This is a genomic window from Lysobacter sp. GCM10012299 (assembly GCF_042649405.1).
Classification (GTDB): Bacteria; Pseudomonadota; Gammaproteobacteria; order Xanthomonadales; family Xanthomonadaceae; genus Lysobacter_J.
This window is the reverse complement of record NZ_JBHRZC010000005.1, coordinates 60692-86222: the sequence shown is the minus strand read 5'-3', so window position 1 is coordinate 86222 and position 25531 is coordinate 60692. Positions and strand designations below refer to the sequence as shown.

General features: G+C 67.8%; 26 protein-coding genes, 1 other RNA gene and 1 pseudogene. 13 read left to right on the top strand and 15 right to left on the bottom strand.

Translation table 11 applies throughout. From position 1 onward, the window contains the following. Positions 1 to 4: 4 nt before the first annotated feature. From ACFOPO_RS14425 to dapB, 4 genes are all read right to left on the bottom strand, one after another. Complete coding sequence (locus ACFOPO_RS14425) at positions 5 to 460, bottom strand: DUF6973 domain-containing protein (protein WP_386704020.1); 456 nt, start codon at positions 458 to 460, stop codon at positions 5 to 7. After that, positions 460 to 1026 carry a hypothetical protein gene (locus tag ACFOPO_RS14420; protein ID WP_386704019.1) on the bottom strand — a complete coding sequence of 189 codons (567 nt, stop codon included), beginning with the start codon at positions 1024 to 1026 and terminating at the stop codon, positions 460 to 462. Before ACFOPO_RS14420 ends, ACFOPO_RS14425 begins: the two co-directional genes overlap by 1 nt. Next, the gene (gene carA / locus ACFOPO_RS14415; protein WP_386704017.1) at positions 1023 to 2147 is read right to left on the bottom strand and encodes a glutamine-hydrolyzing carbamoyl-phosphate synthase small subunit; all 1125 of its coding nucleotides are present in this window, start codon (positions 2145 to 2147) and stop codon (positions 1023 to 1025) included. Before carA ends, ACFOPO_RS14420 begins: the two co-directional genes overlap by 4 nt. Positions 2148 to 2427: 280 nt before the next feature. Continuing rightward, entirely contained in the window at positions 2428 to 3147 is a 720-nt protein-coding gene (gene dapB, locus ACFOPO_RS14410; RefSeq protein ID WP_386704015.1) for a 4-hydroxy-tetrahydrodipicolinate reductase, read from the bottom strand. 117 nt (positions 3148 to 3264) lie between these two features. Here dapB and ACFOPO_RS14405 point away from each other — a divergent pair, with 117 nt between their 5' ends. Beyond that, a complete protein-coding gene (locus ACFOPO_RS14405; RefSeq protein WP_386704013.1) occupies positions 3265 to 3993 on the top strand; it encodes a hypothetical protein in 729 nt (242 codons plus the stop codon). 18 nt (positions 3994 to 4011) lie between these two features. Here the strand turns inward: ACFOPO_RS14405 and dnaJ are convergent, their stop codons facing one another. From dnaJ to hrcA, 4 genes are all read right to left on the bottom strand, one after another. Then, positions 4012 to 5139 (bottom strand): molecular chaperone DnaJ, encoded by a 1128-nt coding sequence (dnaJ, locus tag ACFOPO_RS14400; RefSeq protein ID WP_386704012.1) that lies wholly within the window; start codon positions 5137 to 5139, stop codon positions 4012 to 4014. Between the two features lie 139 nt (positions 5140 to 5278). Continuing rightward, positions 5279 to 7189, bottom strand: coding sequence for a molecular chaperone DnaK (dnaK, locus tag ACFOPO_RS14395; RefSeq protein WP_386704010.1), 1911 nt, complete (start codon positions 7187 to 7189; stop codon positions 5279 to 5281). A 146-nt stretch (positions 7190 to 7335) separates the two neighbouring features. Beyond that, complete coding sequence (gene grpE, locus ACFOPO_RS14390; protein WP_386704008.1) at positions 7336 to 7875, bottom strand: nucleotide exchange factor GrpE; 540 nt, start codon at positions 7873 to 7875, stop codon at positions 7336 to 7338. A 150-nt stretch (positions 7876 to 8025) separates the two neighbouring features. Next, a complete protein-coding gene (hrcA, locus tag ACFOPO_RS14385) occupies positions 8026 to 9081 on the bottom strand; it encodes a heat-inducible transcriptional repressor HrcA (RefSeq protein ID WP_386704006.1) in 1056 nt (351 codons plus the stop codon). Positions 9082 to 9222: 141 nt separating this feature from the next. Between hrcA and recN the strand changes: the two genes are divergently transcribed. Continuing rightward, positions 9223 to 10887, top strand: coding sequence for a DNA repair protein RecN (recN, locus tag ACFOPO_RS14380; protein WP_386704005.1), 1665 nt, complete (start codon positions 9223 to 9225; stop codon positions 10885 to 10887). A gap of 145 nt (positions 10888 to 11032) precedes the next feature. Here recN and ACFOPO_RS14375 read toward each other — a convergent pair whose 3' ends face one another. Continuing rightward, the gene (locus ACFOPO_RS14375) at positions 11033 to 11467 is read right to left on the bottom strand and encodes a potassium channel family protein (protein WP_386704004.1); all 435 of its coding nucleotides are present in this window, start codon (positions 11465 to 11467) and stop codon (positions 11033 to 11035) included. Between the two features lie 92 nt (positions 11468 to 11559). After that, on the bottom strand, positions 11560 to 11961 hold the full coding sequence (gene fur / locus ACFOPO_RS14370; protein WP_200605112.1) for a ferric iron uptake transcriptional regulator: 402 nt from the start codon (positions 11959 to 11961) through the stop codon (positions 11560 to 11562). Positions 11962 to 12163: 202 nt separating this feature from the next. On the opposite strand from fur, the gene ACFOPO_RS14365 reads away from it, so the two are divergent. After that, positions 12164 to 12559, top strand: a complete 396-nt coding sequence (locus ACFOPO_RS14365) for an outer membrane protein assembly factor BamE (RefSeq protein WP_386704002.1) — start codon at positions 12164 to 12166, stop codon at positions 12557 to 12559. A gap of 61 nt (positions 12560 to 12620) precedes the next feature. On the opposite strand, the gene ACFOPO_RS14360 is transcribed toward ACFOPO_RS14365, so the two are convergent. Both ACFOPO_RS14360 and ACFOPO_RS14355 read right to left on the bottom strand, forming a co-directional pair. Beyond that, positions 12621 to 12884, bottom strand: coding sequence for an RnfH family protein (locus tag ACFOPO_RS14360; protein WP_386704001.1), 264 nt, complete (start codon positions 12882 to 12884; stop codon positions 12621 to 12623). Next, on the bottom strand, positions 12881 to 13327 hold the full coding sequence (locus tag ACFOPO_RS14355; RefSeq protein WP_386703999.1) for a type II toxin-antitoxin system RatA family toxin: 447 nt from the start codon (positions 13325 to 13327) through the stop codon (positions 12881 to 12883). The genes ACFOPO_RS14360 and ACFOPO_RS14355 overlap by 4 nt, the downstream gene beginning before the upstream one ends. Before the next feature lie 63 nt (positions 13328 to 13390). Here ACFOPO_RS14355 and smpB point away from each other — a divergent pair, with 63 nt between their 5' ends. Then, on the top strand, positions 13391 to 13903 hold the full coding sequence (gene smpB / locus ACFOPO_RS14350) for an SsrA-binding protein SmpB (protein ID WP_386703997.1): 513 nt from the start codon (positions 13391 to 13393) through the stop codon (positions 13901 to 13903). A gap of 106 nt (positions 13904 to 14009) precedes the next feature. Here smpB and ACFOPO_RS14345 read toward each other — a convergent pair whose 3' ends face one another. Next, complete coding sequence (locus tag ACFOPO_RS14345) at positions 14010 to 16205, bottom strand: CHASE domain-containing protein (RefSeq protein WP_386703995.1); 2196 nt, start codon at positions 16203 to 16205, stop codon at positions 14010 to 14012. A 169-nt stretch (positions 16206 to 16374) separates the two neighbouring features. Here ACFOPO_RS14345 and ssrA point away from each other — a divergent pair. Beyond that, positions 16375 to 16728: a transfer-messenger RNA gene (ssrA, locus tag ACFOPO_RS14340) on the top strand. 57 nt (positions 16729 to 16785) lie between these two features. Here ssrA and ACFOPO_RS14335 read toward each other — a convergent pair. Further along, a complete protein-coding gene (locus ACFOPO_RS14335) occupies positions 16786 to 18285 on the bottom strand; it encodes an alpha/beta hydrolase (RefSeq protein ID WP_386703994.1) in 1500 nt (499 codons plus the stop codon). Here ACFOPO_RS14335 and ACFOPO_RS14330 point away from each other — a divergent pair. Beyond that, positions 18269 to 19756, top strand: a pseudogene (locus ACFOPO_RS14330) (histidine kinase); the annotation flags it as partial. The gene ACFOPO_RS14335 and the pseudogene ACFOPO_RS14330 overlap by 17 nt on opposite strands. Positions 19757 to 19798: 42 nt before the next feature. On the opposite strand, the gene ACFOPO_RS14325 reads toward ACFOPO_RS14330, so the two are convergent. Next, the gene (locus ACFOPO_RS14325; RefSeq protein WP_386703993.1) at positions 19799 to 20023 is read right to left on the bottom strand and encodes a hypothetical protein; all 225 of its coding nucleotides are present in this window, start codon (positions 20021 to 20023) and stop codon (positions 19799 to 19801) included. Positions 20024 to 20111: 88 nt separating this feature from the next. Here ACFOPO_RS14325 and ACFOPO_RS14320 point away from each other — a divergent pair, with 88 nt between their 5' ends. From ACFOPO_RS14320 to ACFOPO_RS14290, 7 genes are all read left to right on the top strand, one after another. Further along, positions 20112 to 20846, top strand: coding sequence for a response regulator transcription factor (locus ACFOPO_RS14320; protein WP_386703991.1), 735 nt, complete (start codon positions 20112 to 20114; stop codon positions 20844 to 20846). Positions 20847 to 20930: 84 nt separating this feature from the next. Next, a complete protein-coding gene (locus tag ACFOPO_RS14315) occupies positions 20931 to 21605 on the top strand; it encodes a MarC family NAAT transporter (RefSeq protein WP_386703989.1) in 675 nt (224 codons plus the stop codon). Between the two features lie 39 nt (positions 21606 to 21644). After that, positions 21645 to 22094, top strand: coding sequence for a helix-turn-helix transcriptional regulator (locus tag ACFOPO_RS14310; protein ID WP_386703987.1), 450 nt, complete (start codon positions 21645 to 21647; stop codon positions 22092 to 22094). 27 nt (positions 22095 to 22121) lie between these two features. Continuing rightward, entirely contained in the window at positions 22122 to 22532 is a 411-nt protein-coding gene (locus ACFOPO_RS14305; protein ID WP_386703985.1) for a VOC family protein, read from the top strand. 98 nt (positions 22533 to 22630) lie between these two features. Further along, positions 22631 to 22909 (top strand): hypothetical protein, encoded by a 279-nt coding sequence (locus tag ACFOPO_RS14300; RefSeq protein ID WP_386703983.1) that lies wholly within the window; start codon positions 22631 to 22633, stop codon positions 22907 to 22909. Between the two features lie 18 nt (positions 22910 to 22927). Beyond that, positions 22928 to 23740 (top strand): polyphosphate kinase 2, encoded by an 813-nt coding sequence (gene ppk2 / locus ACFOPO_RS14295; protein ID WP_386703981.1) that lies wholly within the window; start codon positions 22928 to 22930, stop codon positions 23738 to 23740. Positions 23741 to 23828: 88 nt separating this feature from the next. Beyond that, positions 23829 to 25529: a SulP family inorganic anion transporter gene (locus ACFOPO_RS14290; protein WP_386703979.1), complete on the top strand. Its 1701-nt coding sequence runs from the start codon at positions 23829 to 23831 to the stop codon at positions 25527 to 25529. Positions 25530 to 25531: the final 2 nt, after the last annotated feature.

Below are 25531 nucleotides of genomic sequence, written 5' to 3'. Positions count from 1 at the left end.
GTCCTCAGTAAAGTCGTTCCTGCCACGCGGGGGGCGCGAGCCAGGTGATCTGCTCGGCGGATCGGGCATCGACCGCGCCGTTGTGAATCGCAGCAAGCACCGCCTGCTGCATCGAATTCCAGCTGCCGGCGGTGGCGCCGATGCGCGCACCAATCCGGTTGTTGTGCGCATCCATCGCACGTGCGGCATTTCCCTGCCCGCCCCGCTCCATCACCTGCGTCACCCAGTCGACGCAGCGCGGCGACAGCGTGTAGGCCACGACCGCGCTGGCCAGCGTGTGCCGGTAGGCATCGGCCGGGCCGTTGCGACCGCCGGGAAGGCCGACCGCGAAGAACTGCGCGTACACGGCGACCATCACGAACACCGGGTACGCAGCCAGCACAGCCGCTGCCAGGAACCAGCGACGCCAGCGGCGACGCACGGTGCTCGCGACGACGTTGCTGGCGGCGACGGTGCCCATCACGCCTTGGGCAACTCCACACCGCACTGCGACTGCACCTGCTTCGCCAGCGTTGCCTGCAGGTCCTGCGGCAGGTCCACTTCCGGGAAGTCGTGCTTGAGCACGGCCGCCGCCGGACTGGACATGAACCTGGCCACGTCGTTGAGCTGCTCGGGCGTCAAACCATCCATGAACGCTTCCGGCTCCGGGCGCGGTTGATTGCGCACGGTGGCAACGACGCCACTGCGGACGAACTCCATGAAGCGTGCACCGCCCGGCGTCTGCGCGAAGCGCTCCCAGTCCTCGACCACCGCGGCATCGCCGAACAGGTCACGGAAGGCGTTGTTCAGCGCACCGGCGAAGGCCGGCCGGACCAGGCCGCTCACGCAGCTGCGTTCGCGGTCGCTGTAATGGGACAACTCCGGCGAGCGGTCGAACTTCTCGTCCATGGTCAGCGCGAACGCTTCGTCGAACCCCAGCAACTGCTGGACCCGCACCACCTGGCTGTCGGACGGCACGGCTGCCGCGGCCACGACGGGCAGCAGCATCAGTGCGACCGCAGCCACGCGGCGCAGCGCATGCGTCACTTGGCCTGCTCCATCATCGCCACGAAGCGATCGAACAGCGGAGCGACGTCGTGCGGGCCGGGGCTCGCTTCCGGGTGGCCCTGGAAACTGAAGGCCGGGGCATCGGTCAGGGCGATGCCCTGGTTGGTGCCGTCGAACAGCGAGCGGTGGGTCACGCGCACGTTGGCCGGCAAGGTCGGTTCATCGACTGCGAAGCCGTGGTTCTGCGAGGTGATCATCACCCGGCCGCTGTCGAGGTCCTGGACCGGATGGTTGGCGCCGTGGTGGCCGGTGCCCATCTTCATGGTCTTCGCACCGCTGGCCAGCGCCAGCAGCTGGTGGCCCAGGCAGATGCCGAAGGTCGGGACCTTCGCCTTGATGAACTCACCGATCGCCTTGATCGCGTAGTCGCACGGCTCCGGATCGCCCGGGCCGTTGGACAGGAACACACCGTCGGGCTTGAGCGCGAACACGTCCGCGGCCGGCGTCTGCGCCGGCACCACCGTCAGGCGGCAACCGCGCTCGGCGAGCATGCGCAGGATGTTGTGCTTGACGCCGTAGTCGTAGGCGACGACGTGGAAACGCGGCGGTGCCTTGACGAACTCGTTGCGGTCCAGGTCGAGCTGACCGTCGGTCCACTCATAGGACTTGGCCGTGGTCACTTCCTTGGCCAGGTCCATGCCCTTGAGGCCGGGGAACTTGCGTGCGGCTTCCAATGCCTTCTCGACGTTGATCTCACCGGCCATCAGCGCGCCGTTCTGCGCACCCTTCTCGCGCAGGATGCGGGTGAGCTTGCGCGTGTCGATGTCGGCGATGGCGACGATGCCGCGCTTGGCCAGCCACTCCGGCAGCGACACCTGGCTGCGCCAGTTGCTCGGGCGGCGCGGCACGTCGCGCACGATCAGGCCGGCAGCCCAGGCCTGTGCGGCTTCGTCGTCCTGGTCGGTGCAGCCGGTGTTGCCGATGTGCGGATACGTCAGCGTCACCATCTGGCGCGCGTACGACGGGTCGGTGAGGATTTCCTGGTAGCCGGTGATGGCCGTGTTGAACACGACTTCGCCGACCGAAAGGCCAGGCGCGCCTACGGAAACGCCCTCGAAGATGGTGCCGTCTTCGAGTGCGAGGATTGCGGGTTGGGTCACGGGGATCGCCTTGGCTGCCGGGGGGTGCTGACACCCCCACCGCTGCGCAGATGCCGGCGTGCCTGGATCGGCAAAAACCGGCCTGCAGCAAAGCGCGGACGCGGTGCGGGACCGGTCCGACGGAAGGGGTTCAGGCGAGCGGGAATTCTAGCGGTCCGCGGCCCCGGACGCCAGCCTTGGATGAATGGCGGCGGGAGAACCTTCAGGCTTGCAGCGCTCCGGCGAGGCCCCGTAGCGGGGCCTGCGCGCCCTCGGGGCGCTCATTCCCGCCACTGTCGGCTCAGAGCAGATCGCGCAGCCGGTACTGACCAGGCCCCTTCGCCGCCAGCCTGGCCGCCGCATGCAGCGCGCCGCGGGCGAAGATGTCGCGATTGGTCGCCCGGTGCACCAGTTCGATGCGCTCGCCGGGCGCGGCGAACTGCACCAGGTGCTCGCCAACGATGTCGCCGGCGCGCAGCGATGCATAGCGCGGCTGCGCCCCGCCGTGTTCCGCGCTCGCACCCAGTGCCAGCGCGGTGCCCGACGGCGCGTCCTTCTTGTGCACGTGGTGCGACTCGACGATGTCGCAATCCCAGCCCGGCAGCGCGGCCGCGGCCCGCTCGACCAGTTCGCTGAGCACCGCCACGCCGAGGCTGAAGTTCGCGGCCCACAGCAGGGCGATCCGCGTGGCCGCGTTGTCCAGGGCGTGGCGCTGCGCGTCCTCCAGGCCGGTCGTGCCCGAGACCAGCGCTGCACCACGGTGCGCGCACAGGTCGAGGATCGCGTCGAAACCCTGCGGCAGGCTGAAATCAATGGCGACGTCGAACGGCGGCACGCCCGGCAGTTCCGCTGCGGCGAAATGCGGCACGCCATCGACCACGCGCTGCGCCGGCTGCGAACGCGACACCGCGGCAACCACGATGACGTCGTCGCGCTCGGCGGCAAGGCGCAGCAGGGCCTGGCCCATGCGGCCGGTGACGCCATGGATCAGCACGCGGATGGGGGAGTTCGAATCGTTCATGCGCGCAGGCTAATCGCAACACGGGCGCGTGGACAAGCGAACTGCGCGAACGGCGACTGCGTATGGCGGCGGGGATTGGTAATAATCGGCCCGACGCGTCAATGCAGGAGCACGACCGTGCCGTCATCCCGTGCATTGCTGGTGGGCGAAGCCTTTTCGCCGTGGACACAGAAGGCAGGCTGGGCGCTGGAGGCCTGCGCTGTCGGCTTCGCGTACCGGGAGTACACGCCGACCCTGAGCGAACCCTGGCTGCGCTGGCGGATGCGGCAGTGGTCAGGGCCGGTGTCGGTGCCGGTGCTTCTGGCCGGACCGGACGTGATTCGCGGATCGTGGGACATCGCCCGCTTCGCCGCAGCATCGGCCGGCGACGACCGGCTCGGCGACTTCGACGCCATCGCGCCGTGGAACGAACTCAGCGAGGCGGCGCTGGCCGAAGCACGCACCCGCGTCGTGCGCTGCGTGCTGGCCGATCCACAAGCGCTCGACGAGGCGTCTGCATCGGTGCTGCCACGGCCGCTGCGACAGCCATTGCGTTTCGTCGCTCGCGACGCCGCACGCCGGCTCGATTGCAAGTATCGGCACCTGCTGGTGCCTGGATCGCTGCGGATTGCATTGCAGCGCACGCGTGATGGCCTGCAGGCGTCGGGTTGCGATTTCCTGCTGGGCCGCTTCAGCTACGCCGACATCACCATGGCCGTCGTGCTGGAGGGCATCGCTCCGGCCGCCAGGATCGATCCGCCGCTCGGCCCGGCGACGCGCCGCTGCTGGAGCGACGCGGCGCTGGCGGCGGAGTTCGAGGATCTGCTGCGATGGCGGCAACGGCTGGTGGCAGGGACTTCACGCTGAAGCCCCTGCCGAAGTGGATCAGGACGTCATCCGGTCCCAGAAGCCCTTCACTCCGTCCAGAAAGGTGGAGGCGCGCGGCGAATGTCGACGGGCTCCCTCCCCGACGAACGTCGCTTCGAACTTCTCCAGCAGCTCGCGCTGCTCGGGGGTCAGGTTGACCGGCGTTTCGACCACGATCCGGCAATACAGGTCGCCGGTGGAGCGGCTGCGCACCGATTTGACGCCCTTGTCGCGCAGACGGAACAGCTTTCCGGTCTGGCTCTCGGCCGGGATGCGCAGCTCGACATCGCCATCGAGCGTAGGCACGCGGATCGTGTCGCCCAGGGCCGCCTGCGAGATGCGCACCGGCACTTCGCAGTGCAGGTCATCGCCGTCGCGCTGGAAGATCTCGTGCTCGCGCACGCGCACGTCGACGTAGAGGTCGCCCGGCGGCGAACCGGCAGGCCCTGCTTCGCCTTCGCCGGTGAGGCGGATGCGATCGCCGTTGTCGACGCCGGCGGGGATCTTGACCTGCAGGGTCTTGGTGCGCTCCACGCGTCCCTGGCCGTTGCAGTCGGCACACGGATTGGCGATGGTCTTGCCGCGGCCGCCGCAGTGCGGGCACGCCTGCTGCATCGAGAAGATGCCGCGCTGGAACCGCACCTGGCCACGGCCCTGGCAGGTCGAGCAGGTCTCGAGGTTGCCATCGGCCGAACCGGTGCCGTCGCAGGTGTCGCATTCGTCGAGCGTCGGGATCTCGATCGTCTTCTCGATGCCGCCGACCGCTTCTTCCAGCGTCAGCTCCATCACGTAGCCGATGTCGGCGCCGCGACGCGGGCCGCGCGCACCGCCGCCTCCGCCAAAGATGTTGCCGAAGATGTCGCCGAAGATGTCGCCCATGTCGGCGTAGCCGGCACCGCCACCACCACCGCCCATGCCGTGCTCGAAGGCAGCGTGGCCATGCTGGTCGTAGGCGCGGCGGCGATTGCCGTCGGTGAGGACCTCGTAGGCCTCCTTGCATTCCTTGAACGTCGCCTCGGCGGCGGCGTCACCCGGATTGCGGTCCGGGTGGTATTTCATCGCGCAGCGGCGATAGGCCTTCTTCAGGTCTTCATCGCTGGCGTCACGGGCCACGCCCAGGACTTCGTAGTAATCGCGCTTGCTCATTTGCCGGGGTTGACTCGGTGACTCGGTAAGGGGAAATCGTCAAAGCGAAGATCGCAGACAAGAAAGGGGAACCGGTTGCGGAAGCACTGCCATGGGCTGCGCTGTCCTCATTCCGGCTCCCCGTTCTCCGGTTTCCGCCTTACTTCTTGTCGTCCTTGACTTCAGTGAACTCAGCGTCCACGACGTCATCGGACTTCGGCGCGCCAGCGCCACCTTCCTGGCCCGGCTGCGACGCGGCAGCGGCAGCGGCGAACAGCGACTGTGCCGCTTCCTCCAGCACCTTCGACTTGGCCTCGATCTGGCCCTTGTCGTCGCCCTTCATCGCCGTCTCCAGCTCGGCAATCGCGCCTTCGGTGCGGCCGATCACGTCACCGCCGACCTTGTCGCCGTTGTCCTTGATCGCGCTGCGGGCGTTGTGGATCAACGCATCGGCGTGGTTGCGGGCCTGCACCAGCTCGTGGAACTTCTGGTCCTCTTCGCGGTTGGCTTCCGCGTCGGCGACCATCTTGGCGATCTCGTCCTCGGACAGGCCGGAACCTGCCTTGATCTCGACCTTCTGTTCCTTGTTGGTCTTCTTGTCCTTGGCCGACACGTGCAGGATGCCGTTGGCGTCGATGTCGAACGACACCTCCACCTGCGGCATGCCGCGCGGCGCGGCCTCGATGCCGGTCAGGTCGAAGCGGGCCAGCGACTTGTTGTAGCGGGCCTGCTCGCGCTCACCCTGCAACACGTGCACGGTCACCGCGGACTGGTTGTCCTCGGCGGTGCTGAAGGTCTGCGAGGCCTTGGTCGGGATGGTGGTGTTCTTCTCGATGATCTTGGTGAACACGCCGCCCAGGGTCTCGATGCCGAGCGACAGCGGGGTCACGTCGAGCAGCAGCACGTCCTTGACGTCGCCGGCCAGCACGCCGCCCTGGATCGCGGCGCCCACGGCCACGGCCTCGTCGGGGTTGACGTCCTTGCGCGGTTCCTTGCCGAAGAACTCGGCCACGGCCTGCTGCACCTTCGGCATGCGGGTCTGGCCGCCGACCAGGATCACTTCGCTGATCTCGCTGGCACGCAGGCCGGCGTCGTTCAGGGCGATGCGGCATGGCTCGATGGTGCGCTTGACCAGGTCTTCGACCAGGGCTTCGAGCTTGGCGCGGGTCAGCTTGATGTTGAGGTGCTTCGGACCGGAGGCGTCGGCGGTGACGTACGGCAGGTTCACCTCGGTCTGCTGCGCGCTCGACAGCTCGATCTTGGCGCGCTCGGCCGAGTCCTTCAGGCGCTGCAGGGCCAGCGGATCCTTGCGCAGGTCGATGCCCTGGTCCTTCTGGAACTCTTCCACGAGGTAATCGATGACGCGCTTGTCGAAGTCTTCGCCGCCGAGGAAGGTGTCGCCGTTGGTGGCCAGCACCTCGACCTGCATCTCGCCGTCGACCGACGCGATCTCGATGATCGACACGTCGAACGTGCCGCCGCCGAGGTCGTAGACCGCGACTTTGCGGTCGCCGCCCTTCTTGTCCATGCCGTAGGCCAGCGCGGCCGCGGTCGGCTCGTTGATGATGCGCTTGACGTCGAGGCCGGCGATCTTGCCGGCGTCCTTGGTCGCCTGGCGCTGGCTGTCGTTGAAGTAGGCCGGCACGGTGATCACGGCCTCGGTGACCGTCTCGCCCAGGTAGGCCTCGGCGGTCTTCTTCATTTTCGCCAGCACTTCAGCGGAGATCTGCTGCGGCGCCATGTTCTTGCCGTCGGCCGTGGCGACCCAGGCGTCGCCGTTCTCGTGCTGCACGATCGAGTACGGCACCAGGTCGAGGTCCTTCTGGACTTCGGCGTCGGTGAACTTGCGGCCGATCAGGCGCTTGACCGCGAAAAAGGTGTTCTTGGGGTTGGTGACGGCCTGGCGCTTGGCCGAGGCGCCGACCAGGACTTCGCCGTCCTTGGTGAAGGCCACGATGGAAGGCGTGGTGCGGTCGCCTTCGGCGTTTTCGATGACCTTGGCCTTGCCGCCTTCCATGATCGCGACGCACGAATTGGTCGTGCCCAGATCGATACCGATGATCTTGCCCATGTGTATAGCTCCCTCGCTAATGCTTGAAATGGTGTGGCGCCGAATCTGTGCTAGCGCCGATGTGCGTTATCTGGGGGCCGGCTGCGGGCTCTTCAAGCGACCGCGTTGGCAAAGCGCCTCGCCCGGCGCTGCCCTGCCCCCACTGTTCAGTCGTGCTTGGCCACCACCACCAGCGCAGGGCGCAGCAGGCGGTCGTTGAGCAGCCAGCCCTTCTGGTAGACCTGGACCACATCGCCCGGCGCGTGCCCGGCGCTCTCGACCATGGCCATGGCCTGGTGGTGCTCCGGGTTGAAGGCCTTGCCGGCCGGATCGATCGCGACCAGGCCGTTGTCGGTGACCACCTTGAGCAGCTGGCGCAGGGTCAGCTCCATGCCTTCGCGCAGGTGCTGGGCGGTGTCGGCCTGGATGGTGAGGCCGGCCTCGAGGCTGTCGATCACCGGCAACAGGTCGCCGAGCACGCGCTCGTTGGCGAACTTGCGCGCCATGTCGATGTCGCGGGCCATGCGCTTGCGCTGGTTCTCGAGCTCGGCACGCTCGCGCAGCGAGTCCTCGCGCAGCTGCGCCAGCTCGGCGCGGGCGGCCTGCAGTTGCGCCGCCAGCGAATCGCCGCCGTCGGCGTCGTTGGCAAGGTCGAGGGTGTTGTCGGGGGTGTCTTGCGGATCGATCTGGGTCATGTGGTGCTCCATCCCTGCGCCAAGGGCGCCAAACAATTCGGAAATCCGCGCTCATTGGCGCGACAGGGCAGCAATGGGGCCGCCCCGCGAGGTTTCAAGACGAGGTGAGCCGGCGGCGCCGGCCAAGGGCCCGAAAACCGACCGGGGCCGGATTACGAGGGGTCAGGACTCGGAGTGGATGGCCGCCCCGAGCGCATCGGCGGCGGCCTGCACCACCGGGATCACCCGCTCGTAGGCCATCCGGGTCGGTCCGATCACCCCCAGGACCCCCAGCACCTGGCCGCTGCCGCCACCGGCCACGTAGGGCGCGGTGACCAGCGACATCCCCTCCAGCGGGGCCAGGCCGGTTTCCTCGCCGATGAAGATGCGCACGCCAGGCGCCTGCACCGTGCGTTCGAGCAACTGCAGGATCTCGCGCTTGCGGGCGAAGGCGTCGAACAGGTCGCGCAGGCGGTCGAGGTCGGCCAGCTCCTGCACCCCCATCAGGCGTGTCTGCCCCGCCAGGACCATGTCGTCGCCGCCCGGGGCCAGGGCCTGCTCGGCCAGCTCCACCGACTGCGTCAGCAGCGACTGCATCTCGGTCTGGGCACTGCGCAGCTCGCGCAGCAGGGTCGAACGGATGTCGGCCACGGTGCGCCCGGCGAAGTGGGCGTTCAGGTAGTTGGCCACGCGCTCGAGCTCGCCCGCGTCGAACGGACGACGGGTCTGGACGATGCGGTTCTGCACTTCGTTGTCGGCGAACACGAGAATCGCCAGCACCCGCGCGCCGTCCAGCGGCACGAAGTCGATCCGGCGGAAGGCGAACTGCTCGCGCCGCGGCACGCTGACCACCCCGACGAAATGGGTCATCGCCGACAGTAGCTCGGAGGCGCTGCCGAGCAGGGCCTGGGTGCCGGAGCCGGCCGGCAGCTCGCCACGCAGGCGCGCCAAGTCGCTATCGGGCAACGGTCGCACCTGCAGCAGCGAGTCGACGAACAGCCTGTAGCCCTGGGCCGTCGGGATGCGTCCGGCCGAACTGTGCGGCGCACTGAGCAGGCCGGCATCCTCGAGGTCGGCGAGGATGTTGCGGATGGTCGCCGCGCTGACGTCGAGGCCGGCATGGCGCGCCAGCGTCTGCGAGCCGATCGGTTCGCCGCTGTGGATATAGCGGCCAATCAGGGTGCGCAACAGCTGCCGTGCACGCGGGTCGAGGCTGGGATCGGCAGGTTTGCGGTTCATGACGGGCATATTGATAGGTCGCGGCCCGATCCGGTGCAAGGGTTTTCGGTGCGCCTCGTCCCAGGTTGCGCTCGCGATCTGAACCTGCGAGACGCGCCCCCGCTATCACGCCGCAACCTACACAAGGCACAATCGCGGTCCATGCTCGTCCACCTCTCCCTCAAGCAGTTCGCCGTGGTCAGTGAAGCCGAGCTCGGCTTCGGTCCCGGCCTGACCGTCATCTCCGGCGAGACCGGCGCCGGCAAGTCGTTGCTGGTCGATGCGCTGGGCCTGATCTCGGGCCTGCGCGCCGACAGCGGCGTGGTCCGCCATGGCGCCGACCGCGCCGAACTCGTCGCCGGCTTCAGCCTCGACGACGTCCCGCTGGCGCACGCCTGGCTGCGCGACAACGAACTCGATGAGGACGAGTCCTGCCAGATCCGCCGCGTCATCCGCGCCGACGGCGGCTCGCGCGCCTGGGTCAATGGCCGCCCGGTCACCCTCGGCCAGCTCAGCGAGCTGGCCGCCCTGCTGGTCGAAATCCACGGCCAGCACGAGCACCAGGCGCTGCTGTCCCGCCCGAGCCAGCTGGCGCTGCTCGATGCCTTCGGCCGCACCCAGGCCGAACTCGGCGCGGTTGCGGCCGCGGCGACGCGCTGGAGCGCCCTGCTGGCGGAGCGCGACGAGCTATCGGCCAAGGGCGACGTCTCCGACCGCATCGGCTGGCTCGAACACCAGCATGGCGAACTCGACCGCGAAGACCTGGAAGCCGAAGCCATCGCGCGCCTGCAGGACGACCATCGCCGCCACGCCCACGCAGCCGACCTGATCGCGGCCTGCGAAGGCGCCTTCGCCCGCCTCGGCGGCGAAGAAGGCCCGTCCCTGTCGCGCAGCCTGCAGCAGGTCCGCGGCGACCTGCAGCGCGTCGTCGAACACGAACCACGCCTGGGCGATGTCGACGGCATGCTCGATGCGGCCGCCATCCAGGTCGACGAGGCCCTGGCCCTGCTCGATCGCGTGCGCAGCGACCTCGACCTCGACCCGTCCGCGCTGGAAGCCATCGAGCATCGCCTCACCCGCATCCACGAACTGGCGCGCAAGCATCGGGTTCCGCCCGAGCAGTTGGGCGCGCAACGCGATGCGATTGCGGCAGAACTTGAGACGCTGCAGGGCGCCGGGGTGCGCCTGGCCCGCCTCGACACCGAGATCGAAACCGCGCGCCGCGACTGGCGCCAGGCTGCCGACGTCCTCGGCCGCCTGCGCCGCGAGGCTGCGACCAGGCTGTCGTCCAGCACCACCGCATTGATCTCCGAACTGGGCATGGGCGGCGGCCGCTTCGACGTCCAGATCGAACCGTCCGAGACCGATCGGCCCGATCCGCAGGGCGGCGAACGCGTGGAGTTCCTGGTCGCCGCCAACCCGGGCCAGCCGGCGCGGGCGCTGCGCAAGGTCGCCTCCGGTGGCGAGCTGTCACGCATCTCGCTGGCGATCGAGGTCGCCGCGCTCGGACTGGACGCGGTGCCGACGATGGTGTTCGACGAGGTCGACACCGGCATCGGCGGCGCCGTGGCCGAGATCGTGGGCCAGAAGTTGCGGGCACTGGGCGCCAGCCGCCAGGTGCTGTGCGTGACCCACCTGCCGCAGGTCGCCGCGCAGGGCCATGCCCACTACCGGGTCAGCAAGGCCGCCAGCAAAGGCGTCACCCAGAGCGCGGTGCAGTTGCTCAATGCCAAGCAGCGCGAGGAAGAACTGGCGCGGATGCTCGGCGGCGTGGAGCTCACCCGCGAAGCGCGTGCGGCGGCGAAGCGGCTGCTGGCGGACGTTTAGCGCGGGTGTCGACCCGGGTGCGCTTCGCTTACCCGGGCTACGTGCCGATGCGTTGCCGACTTGGGCCCGGGTGCGCTGCGCTTACCCGGGCTACGTTCTGGCGTGGGTAGCCCGGGTAAGCGCAGCGCACCCGGTTCGCGCCAACCTACTTCAGCGGAACCCGGTCTTCGATGGCCTTCTTGCGCAGTGTCGACTGCAACACGGCCACGATCAGAGCCACCGACCAGCCGGCAAGCAACACGCCGACCAGGCTTTGCAGCGCACCGACCAGGCGCCATTCCGGCGGCAGCAACACATCGCCATAGCCAAGCGTGGCGTAGCTGACCACCGAGAAATACAGCGACGTGTTCCAGTCCCAGCCGGCGTTCTTCCACTCGTAGAAGGCCGCCCAGACTATGGTCTCCGCGCTGTGCAGCAGTATCAGCTCGATCACCACCCGGACCATGAAAAAATGCAGGTAGCGGCCTTGGCGCGGCCGCTGCTGCCTGGCGAGCAGCTTGATGGTGATGGCGCTGTAACCGCTGTGCATGACCACGGTGATCGCGGTCAGCAGCAACGCCCAGAGCAACTGGTTGAGCATGGCCTTCTTCCTTGTGGTTGGCCGCTCCTCCGGGATCGGAGGCGGCGGCGATGCGTGCTCTTCGGGCCTGCCCTGGCCCGGACTTCAACGACTCAGCGCTTCTTGCGCACGTACAGCACCAGCGAGTGCTCTTCGATCTCGTAACCGTGCTTGGCGGCGATCTTGCGCTGCAGTTCCTCGATCTCCGGGCTTTCGAACTCGGTGATCTTGCCGGTGTCGACGTCGACCATGTGGTCGTGGTGGTGGCCGCGGTCGAGTTCGTACACCGACTGCCCGGCCTCGAAGTTGTGCTTGAGCACCAGGCCAGCTGCCTCGAACTGGGTCAGGACGCGGTAGACCGTGGCCAGGCCGATGTCCTCGCCGTGCTCCAGCAGGTGCCGATAGATGTCTTCGGCGGTCATGTGGCGGGGCTTGGACTGCTCCAGCAGCTCCAGGATCCGCAGTCGCGGATGGGTGACCTTGAGTCCGGCGTTGCGCAGGTCTTGCGATTCCATCTGGGTTCCTCGGGTCACGCTGTCAGTCGGGCTCTGCCGGTTCGGGTCTGGCGGCCACGGGCGGGCCTGTCGGCCGGGCGCCGGAACGCCCGATGAACGCCGCCGGGACGCCGCCGCCTGCGTCCGCGCTTGGTGGATGCGGGCTTCAGTGTATCATCGCCGCGTTATCCGCCTGTCGCAGACACCGATGCCGAAGCACACGATGCACAAGCTCCTGTTGGTCCTTTCCATCGCCATGGTCACCGGCGGGTGCGGCATCCTCTACAAGCAGCCGATCTACCAGGGCAACCTGCTGGAAAAGGCCAATGTCGACCAGCTGCAGACCGGCATGAGCAAGCAACAGGTATCGCTGCTGCTGGGTTCGCCGTCGATCGAGGACCCGTTCCACCACAACCGCTGGGACTACACCGCCACCCAGCGCACCGACCGCGTCGGCCACACCGAGATCAAGAACCTCACCCTGTGGTTCGAAGGCGACACCCTGGCGAAGTGGGAAGGCGATTACTTCCCCGAGCAGGACGAAGACCTGGCCAAGTCGGCGCCGAAGCAGTTCGGCCGCAACCTGCCCAAGGAAAAGGACAAGCGCCGCGGGCGCTGAGTCCGGTCGCAGCGCGGCAACCCGCGCTGCTCCCCTGCTCCACCCACCAACTTCGGGTTGTCTACTTGCGTGGCGCCTGCTGCGCTCGCCGGCGGCGTGATTCTTTCGGGTCCGCCTGCAGCGGCCTGAGCAACTCCAGCCGATCGCCGTCGCGCAGCCGCGTCGCGGCATCCGCGCGCACGCCGAACACGGCATAGCCGGTCGTTTCCGGATCCGACTCCAGGCCCGCTTCGCGCAGCGCATCGGCCACGCTGGCGCCTTCCGGCAATTCCAGCTGCACGGCCTCGAAGCGATGCGGCCAGGCGCGGATCACCTCGACCTTCATGCGCCCTGCCTGACCTCGTCGCCGCGGTCGGCCACCTTGATGAAGTCGTCGACCATGCGGTCGGCCAGCCCCTGGAAGCCGATCGCCATCGCCGGCCCCAGCAGCTTCACCTTGGGCTCGAACGTCAGCGTCAGGGTGACCTTGCAGGCCGACTCGTCCAGGGCATGGAACTCCCAGCGCCCGCCGAGGCTGCGGAAGGGCCCGTCGACCAGCTTGAGCTCGATGTGGTGCGGCGGCGACATCGTGTTTTCAGTGGTGAACCACGTGCGCAGCGCGCCGAAGCCGATGTCCAGGCGCGCAACCTTGCGACCGGCCTCTTCCTCCAGCACCTGCGCCGCCTCGCACCAGTCGAACCGCTGCGGATAGGCGGCCACGTCGTTGACCAGCGCGAACATGCGCGCAGCGGAGTGTTCCACGAGGGCGGTGCGGCGAATGGTCTGCATGGTCTGGTTAGCGCCTGGCTCTGGCTGGTATCGCCCGGGCCCCGCTTCGGGGACAATGGTGCGATGTCCAAGAATTCCAACAACAAGACCGGCAAGGATAAGGGAAAGGGCGGCGCCGGCGGCACCATCGCGCTTAACAAGCGCGCCCGCCACGACTACCTGCTCGAGCAGAAGTTCGAAGCCGGCCTGGCCCTGCAGGGCTGGGAGCTGAAGGCGATCCGTGCCGGCCGCGCCAACATCGTCGAAGGCTACGCGATGGTGCGTAATGGCGAAATGTTCCTCCACGGCGTGCAGATCACCCCGCTGATCTCGGCTTCGACCCACGTCGTCCCCGAGGAGCGGCGCACCCGCAAGCTGCTGATGCACCGCCACGAGATCGACAACCTGATCGGCCGCATCCAGCGCGACGGCTATACCGTCGTACCGACCGCGCTGTACTGGAAGGGCAACAAGGTCAAGTGCGAGATCGTCCTGGCCAAGGGCAAGCAGGCGCACGACAAGCGCCAGGCCAGCAAGGAACAGGACTGGCAGCGTGAAAAGCTGCGCGTGATGCGCGGGCACAACAAGAACGCGTAACGCCTCGCCCGTCATCCCGGCGAAAGCCGGGACCCATCTTGCCTTTGAGCAGCACGAGCAGGATCAACGTGGATCCCGGCGTTCGCCGGGAAGACGGCCAGGAGCCTCAGTCGATCAGCTTCTCACGCGGCAGCGTGAACCAGAACGTCGCGCCGCGACCCACTTCACCCTCGGCGCGGATCGTGCCGCCGTGGCGCTCGACGATGCGCTTGACCGAGGCCAGGCCGATGCCGTGGCCGGCGAAGTCCTCGTTCTGGTGCAGGCGCTGGAACGGCCGGAACAGTTTGTCGACGTACTCCTGCGAGAAGCCCGCGCCGTTGTCGCGGACGAAGTACTCCGGGCCGCTTTCGCGATGCACCGCGCCGAATTCGATCTGCGCACCGACGCGGTCGCGGGTGAACTTCCAGGCATTGCCCAGCAGGTTGCCGAGCAGGTTGCGCAGCAAGGTCGCGTCGCCGATCACGAACAGCTCCGGCTCGATCTGGATCTCGACCTGGCGATTGCCATCGCCGACCCTCAATTCCTCAAGCACTTCGCTGGCGAGACGGCTGAGGTCGACGCGCTCGAGCTTCAGCTCGCCGCGGCTCAGGCGCGACATCTTGAGCAGCGCATCGATCAGCTCGCCCATGCGCGCAGCGGCGCGACGCACGCGCACCAGGTATCCCTTGCCGGCATCGTCCAGGGCGACGGAATGGCGTTCGACCAGGATCCGGCTGAAACCGTCGATCGCCCGCAATGGCGCGCGCAGGTCGTGCGAGATGCTGTAGGCGAAGGCCTCCAGTTCCTGGTTGGCCTGGCTCAGTTCGCGCGTGCGCAACGCCACGCGCGCCTCCAGCGTGCGGTTGAGCGCGTGTACGCGAGCCTCGGCGCGCAGGCGCTCGGTGACGTCCTCGACCTGCACAAGGCCGGCAATGTCCTGGCCGATGTTGCCCGGCACCGGCGAATAGGTCAGCTGCGCCTGGCGCGGCTCGCCGCCTTCGCGGTGCAGGCGACGGGTTGCGCGGTGCACGCCCTGTGCATCGGTACTGCCAGTCGCATGGGCAATCATTTCCGGCTCGTCGCTTTCGAACAGCGCATCGAAGCGCACGCCCACCAGCGCCTCCGGCGTGAGTCCGACGATGGTCGCCAGCGCCGGATTGGCCTCGACGATATGGCCTTCGCTGTCGAGCAGCGCCTTGCCGATCGCCGAGTACAACATTGCGCTGCGGAAGCGCGTTTCACTGCGGCGGAAGTCCTCGGTCATCCGCACCGCGATTCGGTACGCCTGCGCCTCGGTGCGCGCCAGCATCCAGGCGATGGCGTACAGCAACAGCGACGAGAACAACCCCAGTGCAAGCAGGTTCTGCAGGCCCTGCAGGCGCGGTGCGGCCACGGCCAGCGGCGCCGATTCGTAATCGACGCGCCAGCGGCGCCCGTACTGGTTGAAGCGCTCGCTGTGGCGGAACGCAGGCGGACGCTTGTCGCTGCCCTCGGTCGTGGTGAACAGCAGGCGCTCTTCACCGCCTTCGTCGAAGACCTGGAAGCGGCCACTGCCGTGCACGGCGCCGAGGGCATTGCGCACGAAGCCGTCCATGCGCAGCGGCACGTAGGCCCAGCCCTGGATCCCCGCCCTGCGCAATCCGGTCGTCGCCGGGCGACTGCCGCCGCGATAGACCGGCAGGTACAGCAGCAGCCCGGTGCCCTGGATCGGGCCGTCCTGGATCAGGTGCACCGGGCCGGACAGATAGGTATTGCCGGTGTCCATCGCGGCCGTCATCGCCGCCCGTCGCACCGGCTCGGCGAACATGTCGTAGCCGACTGCGGCGACGTTGGCCGGCGTCTTCGGCTCGAGGTAGAGGATCGGGCCATAGTCCGCGCGCTCTCCGCGCGGCCAGACCTCGAGCATTCCGTAGCCGGCATCGCGCCAGGCCAGCTGCAGTTCCGGCAAACGCGTGGCGGTCACGTATTCGGCGAAGCCCAGGCCGACCATGCCAGGAAACCGTTCCTGGATGTCCATGCCGTCGACATACGCTTTCCATTGCGCCGGCGTGGGCCGCTCGCGCGACACCGATGCGAACAGCGACACGCCGCCGCGCGCGACCAGTTCGTACTTGATCATGCCCTGGCGCAGCAGCTCGGTGACTTCGGCGCTCTTGCTGATGAACTCCGCCTCGGCCGCGCGAAGCTCGCGCTCGCGTGCCGCGCGCCAGGCCGTGAACACCAGCACCAGCGAACCGACCAGCACGATCAGCGCCAGCAGGTAGCCCCGCCTGGGCGACAGTTCCGCAAGTTCGGGGGTACGGGGGCCGGCGGCGTCGGTCATTGCCCCAAGCATACAAAGCCCGGGCGCCCAGCGGAGGATTGCCACCGCACCCTCCCGCGGCCCCTGCCCTCGCCGCCTGCTTGAATGGCAGCTGCCTGCGGACCCATGGCGGCGCTTGTGCGGCGGGAATGCGGCCCTATACTGGCTGAGTCAGCGAACAGCTGTCCCCGGGGGTGCACTGGCTTCGACGGGGGTTGCGAAATCGCCTGGTGCATGCCGAGGGGGTAGCTTTCCTCGTAAATCCAGCTGCAAACTTCTAGTTGCCAACGACGACAACTACGCTCTCGCCGCTTAAGGCGTAAGCCCCGAAACTGCTTGTGTCCGTGTTCGCAGCGTAGGGTCATCATCACGGAATCGCCGGGGACGGTTGCCTGTCAGTCCCTGGTTAACCCAAAACAGGCTGGTTCCCGGATGCGCTTTGCGCGCCGTGCTGTCCGGGGACGAGATCTAACGGAGCGCTAAGCATGTAGTGCCGGGGATGGAGTGCCTTCGGACGGGGGTTCAATTCCCCCCACCTCCACCATTCAAGCAAAAAGCCCGCCTCGCGCGGGCTTTCTGCTTTTTGATCCTTGCGAAGCCCTCAGCGAGGACGAGCAGATGGCAGATCGCTCCTGCTCCTTGCGAACACGAGCGGCGGCAAGTCGAGCACGGCATCGCTGACCGGACGGCCCGCCAGGAAGCCGGCGATGTCCTCGGCAATAGCCGCCTGCCCCAGCCACATCTCGTTGTCATGGCTGGCGCCACGCACCAGCAAGGACCTGCTGTTGCTGAAGCCGGGTCGCAGCGCCTCGGCGTTGGCCGGCGGCGTGCGTCCGTCCAGCGTGCCGCTGATGAACAACACCGGCACGTCGCTGCGCAGCGGTCCGCGGAATGCCTCGCCGAGATCGGCGAGGCCGAGGCCGTCACCAATCGCCGGGAACGGGAAGTTCAACGCGTCGCCGAACAGGCTCCTGCGCGCCTGCGCCTCGACCAGCGCCCGGCGCTGCGGGCTCTGGCCCGATGCCACGTCCATCGCCAGCGACATGGCGCCGAACCCGCTGAACTCCGAACGCACCAGCAGCACGAGATCCGCCAGCGGACCGTAGTCGCCGTGTTCGGCTTCGCGCAGGACCAGCGGCAGCCACTGCTGGGTCGTGCGCCGCCCGAGCGAAGCGGTGATGACCAGTTGCGCGTCGAACTCGCCTATCGTCACCTGCCTGCCATCGTGCATGGCACTGCGAGCCTGTTGCGGCTGCTTGCGCAGCGCTTCGAGCACGCGCCTGGCCGATCCAGTCAGGTCGTCGAAGCCGGCGTCTTTGGCGAGCACGCCCAGGTCTGCCAGCAGGGCATCGGCCGCCAGTGGCAACTTCAACGTGTCGTCCGGGCCCTCAGTGCCCATCAGCACGACGTGGTCCAGTCCCGCCCCATGCAGGCGGATAGTGGCCAGCGCCAGGTGCGTGCCGTAACTCATGCCCCACAGGCTCAGCTTGCGAATACCGAGCGCGCGCCGCAGGTCCTCGATGTCCCCTGCACTTTCGACGGTCGTGTAGGCGCCCAGGTCGACACCGGCCTCGCGCCAGTAGGCAACGCATTGCGAAGCCGTGGCGCGCAGCGCGGTCAGCGCGGCATCGCGGAGCAAGGGCTGCGCGTCGTCGAAATGCTGTTCGTGCGGGCACGCCGCGGGCGGCTCGGAGAGGCCGGTGCCACGCTGGTCGAGCAGCAACACGTCGGTCTCGCGCCGGACGCGGTCGAACACTGGCCATCGCGGACCGCGCCCGGTGCCGATACCTGAGCCTCCCGGGCCGCCGGACAGGTACACCACCGGTGCGGCGCGGCCACCGCCACCGGTCGCCGGCAGGCGCACCACGCGCAAGCGCATGCGCGGGCCGCCGGGCTCGCCATGCCGACGCGGCACCTCGAGGAAAGCGGCTTCGGCCGCGATCGTGCCGTTCGCCTGCGTTTCGAACGCATACGGTGAGAACACCAGCGGAGCTTGCGCTTCAGCCGCCAGCACCGGCACCGCAGCGGCAAGTGCCAGGCACATCGTCGCCAGTCGCCCGGCAGTGGGATGAAGGCAGGAAAGGATGGATACACGGGACATGACGGACTCCGGTGGGAGGAAGTGCGAACCGGTGCGATTGCGCAACGGCGCATGCAACACGCCGTCAGCTTCTCCTCCGCCACAGCGATCGAGGCGAGCCCGTCCGGCGAACATCTCCAACCGGGGGCCCAGTGTCTCCGCGCAGTCGATAGGATGGCGCATGCAGATCTCGCGACCATTGACCGCCCTCGCCGTTTTGCTCGGCGCTGTATTCCTCTGGCTGGCGCTCGCGGCGCCTCCGCCAGGCACGTCGTATGCGCAGGCGATGGAGATGGCGCCGGCCTCGATGACGACTTCCGGGACGCTGCCGGTGCGGCCCCCGGCCCGGCTGGACTGGCGCCCGCTCGACCAGCGCGAACTGGCCGGATGGCGCGATCCCTACTGGTTGCGCTGGCGCTTGCCTGCGCAAGTAACTCACGGCTCCGCCGACCGCGGGATGCGCCTGTCGCTGCGCGCGGCCAGCCAACTCTTCTGGAACGGACAGCCGCTCGCGGGCAATGGCACGGTGGGCCGCACTGCAAAGGAAGAGCTACCCGGCCTGGTCGACATCGTCCGCGTTCTGCCGCCCTCCTCTCCCACAGGCACGGACGAACTCGTCGTGCTGGCATCCAGCCATCACCAGTGGTTTCGCCCGCGCAGCGCGGACGCTTTCATTGTCGTGGGCCCGGTCGAGTCGATCTACGGACATCCCATCGGGCCCTGGCTGATCGCGGCCCTCGCCACGGGCGCGCTCGGCGCGGCCTGCCTTTACTTCCTGGCGGCACAGCGCGGCCGGTCACGCGTGCCCGGTGCCCGCCTGCTGCTCGCGCTCGGCGCGGTCGGACTTGCGCTGCCCACCGTCGAGGCCTGGCGCCCGTTGCTGGGCTATGCCTACCCGTGGCACGGCCCACGCCTGCTGGCACTGCAACTGCTGCACCTGTCGGCTGCCGTCCTGTTGCCGGCCTACATCGCGCGCCGCTTCGGTGTTGCGACGGCCACGGGCTCGCGTATCGCCTACCTGGCGACGCTCCTGGCGGTGTCGGTGTTCGTGCCGGGTTTCGATGGCCGCGGTGCCGCGCTGCTGCTGATCAGTTTGTTGGCTTCGGCATGGCTGCTGCTGCGCGCGCGCGTCGAGCCGGAAGAGCGCTGGCCGATCCTGATGCTGGTACTGGCTGGCGCGCTGGCGATCCCGTTGACTGGCGGCGCCTTCCTCGACGGTCCCTACTTCCTGTTCCTGGCGGTGCTGATGGGTTTCCTGCTGCTGCGCCACGCTGCGCAGTTGCGTGCCCTGGACCGGCATAACGCGTTGCTGCGCGAAGAACGCGCCCGGCTGTCGCTGCAATTGCTGCAGCGGGGCATCCAGCCGCACTGGCTGATGAACACCCTGACCTGCCTGCAGGAACTGATCGAACAAGCACCGATGCGCGCCAGCCGGCTGGTGGAATCGCTGGCCGAACAGTTCGACCACCTGCGCGAAAGCAGCTCCCGCCAGAGCGTTCCGCTGGAGGACGAACTGGCGCTGTGCCGCAACCACCTAGACATCGTCGGGCTGGCCCTGGATCGCCACATCCATTTCGAGGTCGACGCCGAGGACTCGGGCTTGTGGCTGCCACCCGGCGTCCTGCATGCCCAGGTCGAGAACGCGCTGACCCATGCCGGCGCTGTTGCCTGCGCAGAGAACCCGTTCCGCCTGCGCGTGCGTCGCGAGCTCGACCGCTGGACCGTGGAACTGCGTGGCGCGTGCGGTACGAAACGGCATCGCGGCCAGGGAACCGGCACGCGCTACATCGAGGCCAGCCTTGCCGCGGCCTGTCCGGGCGGCTGGCACTTCGCCCAGGGCGCAGACGGTGCGGACTGGTACGGCCGGATGGAGCTGGCAGCGCATCCTGATCGTCGAGGACGAGCTGCTGGTTCGCCAGCGCCTGTTGCGCCTTTGCATCGAACTGGTTGGCACGCGTGCACGCTTCGATGCTGTCGCCGACCTCGAGGCGGCCGGCGATCGCCTCCAGCGCAGTGTCTACGACGGCCTCCTGCTCGACCTCAACCTGGGCGGCGAAGACGGATTCGAACTGCTGCGACGCGCGGTCGCAGGTCGCTACCACTGCGTCGTGATCTCGGCCCATCGCGAGCGTGCGCTGCAGGCCTTCGAGCATGGGGTACTGGATTTCGTCCCCAAGCCCTTCTCGCGCGAACGCCTCGGCATGGCACTGGAGCGGCTGCTGGATGTTGGCCGTTACCGTGCCGGTGGTGCCCGCTACCTCGGCATCTGGCACGCCCAGGGCACGGCGCTCGTCGAGCTGACGGACGTGCTATGGATCCGCGCCGACGGCGACTACAGCCAGTTGCGAATGCGCGACGGCCGCAGCGAACTGCACGACAAATCCCTGTCCAGCCTGACCGCCGTGCTGCCACCGGATTTCGTGCGCTGCCACCGCTCCTACCTGGTCAATCTGCGCCATGTCCGCACGCTGCACGCAGGCTCGGGCAGCCGTTACTGGCTGATCCTGAACGACGGCACGGAGCTGCCCGTTGGCCGGGCCCACGTCGCAGCGCTGCGCGGCGAACTGACCCTGGCCACCTAGGTCGAGTAACGGGGTCGAGTACGGGCGCTTCACCCCCGCAGTGCACTATGTGCCGTTGCTCACGCCCAACCCGCCGGTGACGCCATGTTGGAGTTGATCAAGGTAGTGGGAATGGGGCTGGCCATGGTGTTGCCCCTGGCCAATCCGATCAGCACGGTCGCGGTGATGCTGGGGCTGTCGAAAGGCATGTCCGAGCAGGAGCGCAGGCGTCAATCGCGGCTGTGCGCCTATTACGTGTTCGCCATCATGACGGTGGCCTACTACACCGGCCAGCAGGTGATGAGCGTCTTCGGCATCACCCTGTCCGGGCTGCGCATCGCAGGCGGCCTGATCGTGGCCTTCATCGGCTTCCGCATGCTGTTTCCGGGCGACCATCCGGAAGACGATCCGGAAGTCGAACAACGACTGGATGAGCAGGCGGGCAAAGCCAGGCGTGACATCGCGTTCATCCCGCTGGCCATGCCCACCACGGCAGGCCCCGGCACCATCGCGCTGCTCATCAGCACCGCGGCGATGATGGAAGACGAAAAGCCGTTCGCGCCGTGGGTGATGCAGCTCGGGCCTGTACTCGTGTTCTTCCTCTCTTCGGTCATCGTCTGGCTGTGCCTGCGCAGCGCCAACACGATCATGCGCTGGCTGGGCCACAGCGGCGTGGAGGCGCTCTCGCGGCTGATGGGTTTCCTGCTCGTCTGCATGGGCGTGCAGTTCGCCATCAACGGCGTGCTGGACATCATCGAAGGCTATCCGCTGACGACCTGAGTCTTGAGCCGCGTGGAGCACGGTGGCACGATCGCGCACGTGACCGGAAAACCCTCCGATGCAGTGCACCTGCGCGACCTCGCCCGGCTTCGCCGCGTCCGCGACCGCATCGACCGCGAATACGCCAAGCCATTGGATGTCGAAGCCCTCGCCCAGGGCGTCCACATGTCGGCCGGGCACCTGAGCCGCCAGTTCCGCCTGGCCTACGGCGAATCGCCCTACTCCTACCTGATGACCCGACGCATCGAGCGCGCGATGGCGATGCTGCGCGGCGGCGAGCTCAGCGTCACCGAGGTCTGCTTCGCCGTCGGCTGCTCGTCGCTGGGCACCTTCAGCACGCGCTTCACCGAGCTGGTAGGCGTTCCGCCCAGCGTCTACCGGCGCCAATTGGCGGACGCGGAACCGGGCATTCCGTCGTGCATCGAGAAGCAGGTGACCAGACCGGTCAGGAATCGAGAAGCGAAGGCCACCGACCCCGACCTAGCATGACCGCTCCAACCACCACGGACGACTGCAATGAACATCACCATCCACGCGAGCTTCCTCCCCCATAACGATCCGGACGCCGCGCTGGCCTTCTACCGCGACACCCTCGGCTTCGAGGTGCGCAAGGACGTCGGTTACAACGGCCTGCGCTGGATCACCGTCGGCCCGCCCGGCCAGCCCGAAACCTCCATCGTCCTGCACCCGCCGGCCGCCACCCCCGGCATCACCGAGGACGAGCGCCGCACCATCGCCGAGATGATGGCCAAGGGCACGTACGGCATCATCCTGCTGGCCACCCGCGACCTCGACGGCGCCTTCGAGAAACTGCAGGCCAGCGGCGCCGAGATCGTCCAGGAGCCGACCGACCAGCCGTATGGCGTGCGCGACTGCGCGGTCCGCGATCCGTCGGGCAACATGATGCGGATCCAGCAGCTGGCCTGAGCCTTCGCATTCCGGCCCGGACCCACGGTCCGGGCCGTGATCCTGCCGTAACGCGGTGCCAGCGCAGAATGTCGCCTCCCCACGCATGGACGGCGACCATGTCCGACGAAACCGACGATACCGGCACCCTCAAGGCCCTGCTCGACCGGCTGAACACGTTCCGCCTGCCACGCACGCTGGCGGTGAAGAAGCGCGTCGACGCAGGCGAGCGCCTGACCGACGAAGACATCACCTTCCTCAAGGGCGCGCTCGAAGATGCGCAGCGCGGCCAACAGGTGTGGGCGCGAAATCCGGACATGCACAAGATCGCCGTGCAGATCGTCGAGCTCTACAACGACATCATCACCAAGGCCGTCGAGAACGAGGGCAAGGCCTGACGATAGCCGGAGCCAGCCATGAAAGCCGACACACACGACCAGGCGCCCACCGAACCGGAACGGATGAAGCGCAAGGAGTACGAGGCGGAGCTGGAGAAGCTGCACGTCGAGCTGGTCAAGCTGCAGATGTGGCTGGTCGCGAAGAAGATGAAGGTCTGCGTCGTCTTCGAAGGGCGCGACACGGCCGGCAAGGGCGGCACGATCAAGGCGATCACCGAACGGGTCAGCCCGCGCGTGTTCCGCGTCGTGGCGCTGCCGGCACCGACCGACCGCGAGAAGAGCCAGATGTACTTCCAGCGTTACATGCGCCACCTGCCGTCGGCAGGCGAGTTCGTGATCTTCGACCGCAGCTGGTACAACCGCGCCGGCGTGGAACGGGTGATGGAATTCACCTCCGAAGCCAACGTGCGCAAGTTCCTGCGCACCACGCCGCTGGTGGAAGCGGCCATCGTGCAGTCGGGGATCATCCTGCTCAAGTACTGGCTGGAAGTCAGCGACGAGGAACAGACCAGGCGCCTGAAGGAACGTGCCACCGACGGGCGCAAGCTGTGGAAGCTGACCCCCATGGACCTCAAGTCGTATGGCCGCTGGTACGACTATTCGCGCGCACGCGACGACATGTTCGCGGCCACGGATTCACCGCAGGCGCCTTGGTACGTGGCGCGCACGGACGACAAGCGCCGCGGGCGGCTCAACATCATCCGCCACCTGCTCGACAAGATTCCCTATGAAGAGATGCCGCGCGAGAAGTTCCGCCTGCCCAAGCGGCAGAAGCGCGGCGACTATGTCGAGCCCGACTATCCCTTCAAGTTCATCAAGGAGCAGTACTGACAGCGCGACCTCGGCGAGAATGCTCGCCATAGGCCTGACCCTACAGGCATGACCAGCGACCACAGGGAGCTCGCGGATGAACGGCTGGATGCGTTGGCTACCCGGGCTGCAGACCGCAAGGCGCTACGAAGCCGCCTGGTTTCCGAACGACCTGATGGCCGGGCTGGTGCTGACCACGATGCTAGTGCCCGTCGGCATCGCCTATGCCGTCGCCTCGGGCGTGCCGGGCATCTACGGCCTGTACGCCACCATCGTCCCCCTGCTCGCCTACGCCCTGTTCGGGCCGAGCCGGATCCTGGTGCTGGGGCCGGACTCGTCGCTGGCTGCGGTCATCCTCGCGGTGGTGCTGCCGCTGTCGGCCGGCGATCCGGCACGCGCCGTGGTCGTGGCGAGCCTGATGGCGGTGGTGTCGGGGCTGGTGTGCATCCTGATCGGCGTGTTGCGCCTGGGCTTCGTCACCGAGCTGCTGTCCAAGCCCATCCGCTATGGGTACATGAACGGCATTGCGTTGACGGTGCTGGTCAGCCAGTTGCCCAAGCTGTTCGGGTTCTCGATCGACAGCGCCGGACCGTTGCGCGATCTCGCCAACACCTGGCGTGGAATTGCCGGCGGCCAGGCCAACTGGACCGCGTTCGCCGTGGGCGCAGGCACGCTGGTGCTGATCCTGCTGCTCAAACCGTACAAGCGGATCCCCGGACTGCTGATCGCCGTCGTGGCAGCGACCTTCGTGGTCGGTGCGTTCGCCCTCGACGACAGCGCCGGCGTGAAAGTGCTCGGGCAGCTGCCGCAGGGGCTGCCTTCGTTTGCGCTGCCGTGGATCGAGCCTGCCCACCTCGCCCAGGTCGTGATCGGCGGCTGCGCCGTGGCGATGGTCGCGTTCGCCGACACAAGCGTGCTGTCGAGGACGTATGCGGCCAAGACCGGGACGGTCGTCGACCCCAACCAGGAAATGATCGGCCTGGGTGCGGCCAACCTGGCGGCGGGATTGTTCCAGGGGTTTCCGATCAGCAGCAGTTCCTCGCGCACTCCCGTGGCCGAAGCCGCCGGCGCGAGGACGCAGCTGACCGGCGTGGTCGGCGCGGTGGCGGTGGCGCTGTTGTTGCTGTTCGCACCCAACCTGCTCGAGCACCTGCCCAGCAGTGCGCTGGCGGCGGTCGTCATCGCCGCTGCGATCGGCCTGTTCGAGTTCGCCGACCTGCGCCGCATCTACCGCATCCAGCAATGGGAGTTCTGGCTTTCGGTCGCCTGCTTCGTCGGCGTCGCCGTGCTGGGCGTGATCCACGGCATAGGCATCGCGATTGCCATTGCGGTGATCGAGTTCCTCTGGGACGGCTGGCGGCCGCACTACGCCGTGATGGGCCGGGTCGAGGGCATCCGTGGCTTCCACGACATCCGGCGCTACCCGCAAGCGCAGCTCGTGCCGGGCCTGATCCTGTTCCGCTGGGATGCGCCGCTGTTCTTCGCCAACGCCGAGCTGTTCCACCAGCGCGTGCTGGAGGCCGTGGCGCAGTCGCCGACCCCGGCGCGGCGGATAGTGGTTGCCGCCGAGCCGGTCACCAGCATCGATGTCACGTCGGCGGACATGCTGGCCGAGCTCGAGCGGTCGCTGGGCGAAGCCGGTGTCGAGTTCCGGTTTGCCGAGTTGAAGGATCCGGTCAAGGACAAGCTGCAGCGCTTCGAGGTGCTGGAACAATTCGGCCCGATCTACCCCACCATCGGCGCGGCCGTCGATGCCTACCTCCAAGAGCAATCCCTGGACTGGCAGGCGCCGGAGGACGACAGCGACTGACC

Coding starts and splice junctions, on each gene's coding strand:
- ACFOPO_RS14305 (WP_386703985.1), top strand. CDS start 22,122: ATGAACATCACCATCCACGCGAGCTTCCTCCCCCATAACGATCCGGAC.
- ACFOPO_RS14355 (WP_386703999.1), bottom strand. CDS start 13,327: ATGCAGACCATTCGCCGCACCGCCCTCGTGGAACACTCCGCTGCGCGC.
- ACFOPO_RS14425 (WP_386704020.1), bottom strand. CDS start 460: ATGGGCACCGTCGCCGCCAGCAACGTCGTCGCGAGCACCGTGCGTCGC.
- grpE (WP_386704008.1), bottom strand. CDS start 7,875: ATGGAGCACCACATGACCCAGATCGATCCGCAAGACACCCCCGACAAC.
- ACFOPO_RS14365 (WP_386704002.1), top strand. CDS start 12,164: ATGCACAAGCTCCTGTTGGTCCTTTCCATCGCCATGGTCACCGGCGGG.
- ACFOPO_RS14325 (WP_386703993.1), bottom strand. CDS start 20,023: ATGCCGTTTCGTACCGCACGCGCCACGCAGTTCCACGGTCCAGCGGTC.
- ACFOPO_RS14345 (WP_386703995.1), bottom strand. CDS start 16,205: ATGACCGACGCCGCCGGCCCCCGTACCCCCGAACTTGCGGAACTGTCG.
- smpB (WP_386703997.1), top strand. CDS start 13,391: ATGTCCAAGAATTCCAACAACAAGACCGGCAAGGATAAGGGAAAGGGC.
- ACFOPO_RS14360 (WP_386704001.1), bottom strand. CDS start 12,884: ATGAAGGTCGAGGTGATCCGCGCCTGGCCGCATCGCTTCGAGGCCGTG.
- ppk2 (WP_386703981.1), top strand. CDS start 22,928: ATGAAAGCCGACACACACGACCAGGCGCCCACCGAACCGGAACGGATG.
- ACFOPO_RS14300 (WP_386703983.1), top strand. CDS start 22,631: ATGTCCGACGAAACCGACGATACCGGCACCCTCAAGGCCCTGCTCGAC.
- hrcA (WP_386704006.1), bottom strand. CDS start 9,081: ATGAACCGCAAACCTGCCGATCCCAGCCTCGACCCGCGTGCACGGCAG.
- recN (WP_386704005.1), top strand. CDS start 9,223: ATGCTCGTCCACCTCTCCCTCAAGCAGTTCGCCGTGGTCAGTGAAGCC.
- ACFOPO_RS14335 (WP_386703994.1), bottom strand. CDS start 18,285: ATGTCCCGTGTATCCATCCTTTCCTGCCTTCATCCCACTGCCGGGCGA.
- ACFOPO_RS14315 (WP_386703989.1), top strand. CDS start 20,931: ATGTTGGAGTTGATCAAGGTAGTGGGAATGGGGCTGGCCATGGTGTTG.
- ACFOPO_RS14375 (WP_386704004.1), bottom strand. CDS start 11,467: ATGCTCAACCAGTTGCTCTGGGCGTTGCTGCTGACCGCGATCACCGTG.
- dnaJ (WP_386704012.1), bottom strand. CDS start 5,139: ATGAGCAAGCGCGATTACTACGAAGTCCTGGGCGTGGCCCGTGACGCC.
- ACFOPO_RS14290 (WP_386703979.1), top strand. CDS start 23,829: ATGCGTTGGCTACCCGGGCTGCAGACCGCAAGGCGCTACGAAGCCGCC.
- dnaK (WP_386704010.1), bottom strand. CDS start 7,189: ATGGGCAAGATCATCGGTATCGATCTGGGCACGACCAATTCGTGCGTC.
- dapB (WP_386704015.1), bottom strand. CDS start 3,147: ATGAACGATTCGAACTCCCCCATCCGCGTGCTGATCCATGGCGTCACC.
- fur (WP_200605112.1), bottom strand. CDS start 11,961: ATGGAATCGCAAGACCTGCGCAACGCCGGACTCAAGGTCACCCATCCG.